Source organism: Psychrobacter sp. 1U2 (assembly GCF_051847575.1).
Genome location: NZ_JBPYDC010000315.1, coordinates 1 through 1,212, shown reverse-complemented (window position 1 = coordinate 1,212; position 1,212 = coordinate 1). Strand labels below are relative to the sequence as shown.

Genomic DNA, 1,212 nt, shown 5'->3' with positions numbered 1-1,212 from the left:
CTGTCTTTAACGGATGCAAAAACAGTTTCAATAGCGATCGATTCAGCGACGTCACCAGCAGGGGTACTAGTACCATGAGCATTGACATAACCGACGCTTGACGGTTCGATACCAGCATCATCAAGGGCACTTTGCATGGCGCGAGCAGCACCATTACCATCTTCAGGAGGTGCCGTAATGTGGCTGGCATCGTCACTCATACCGAAGCCGACGACTTCAGCAAGGATAGTTGCACCGCGTTCTTTAGCATGGGCAAGGCTTTCAAGTACCAATACGCCTGCGCCATCACCCATCACAAAACCATCACGATCTTTATCGAATGGGCGTGATGCTTTGGTAGGCTCATCATTACGGGTAGAGAGCGCATGCATCGCCGCAAAACCTGCCATACCTAATGGGCTTGAACCCCTTTCGCTACCGCCAGCAATCATGACATCAGCATCGCCGTAAGCGATTAGACGTGCAGCCAAACCGATAGCGTGCGTCCCTGTCGTACACGCAGTTGCAGTAGCAAGATTGGGGCCTTTAAGTTTGTGTTTGATAGCTACCAGTCCAGCTGCCATATTGGCAATAGAACCCGGTACGATAAATGGTGATACTTTTTTAGCGCCTTTTTCAGTTAGCATAGCGCAGCTGTCTTCAATAGTCTGAATACCACCGATACCAGAGCCTAATATGACACCGAAACGCTCCTGATCGACATTTTGTACTGGCGTATCATTAGCGCTAACTTCTTCAATAAAGCCAGCCTCTTTTAATGCCATTGCAGTAGCCGCGACACCATAGTGCATGAATGCATCATAACGGCGTGCATCTTTAGGGCTCATATATGGCGTAGTATCAAAGTCTTTGATCACACCTGCGATTTGGGCACGGTAATCAGTCGCATCAAAGTGTGAAATGGTTGAAATACCACTTTCGCCATTGAGCAACCGTGTCCATGTGCTCTCAACATCCACACCTAGCGGGGTAACAGCCCCCATACCAGTAACGACGACACGCATCTCATCAGGACGTTCATGATGAGGAGGCTTACGACGCCGTTTTGATTCAGCGTTGGTATGTTGCGGTATCGGTGAACTGCTGTTTTGGCTCATGTGATATATCCTGTACTTGCGATCCTAAAAGGGTGAGACTACTTGTTTTATTGTAAATATTCTAAAATTACGCAATATTATTTATAGCGTTATCCCGCTACTTTAGCAACTATTA

Annotated in this window: 1 protein-coding gene; it reads right to left on the bottom strand. The window is 47.4% G+C overall.

The genetic code is table 11. The annotated features are described in order from the left end of the window. Nucleotides 1–1,097 (bottom strand): beta-ketoacyl-ACP synthase II (locus ACS8FD_RS15440; RefSeq protein ID WP_439276496.1); only part of this gene is annotated, 1,097 nt, incomplete at its 3' end. Nucleotides 1,098–1,212: the final 115 nt, after the last annotated feature.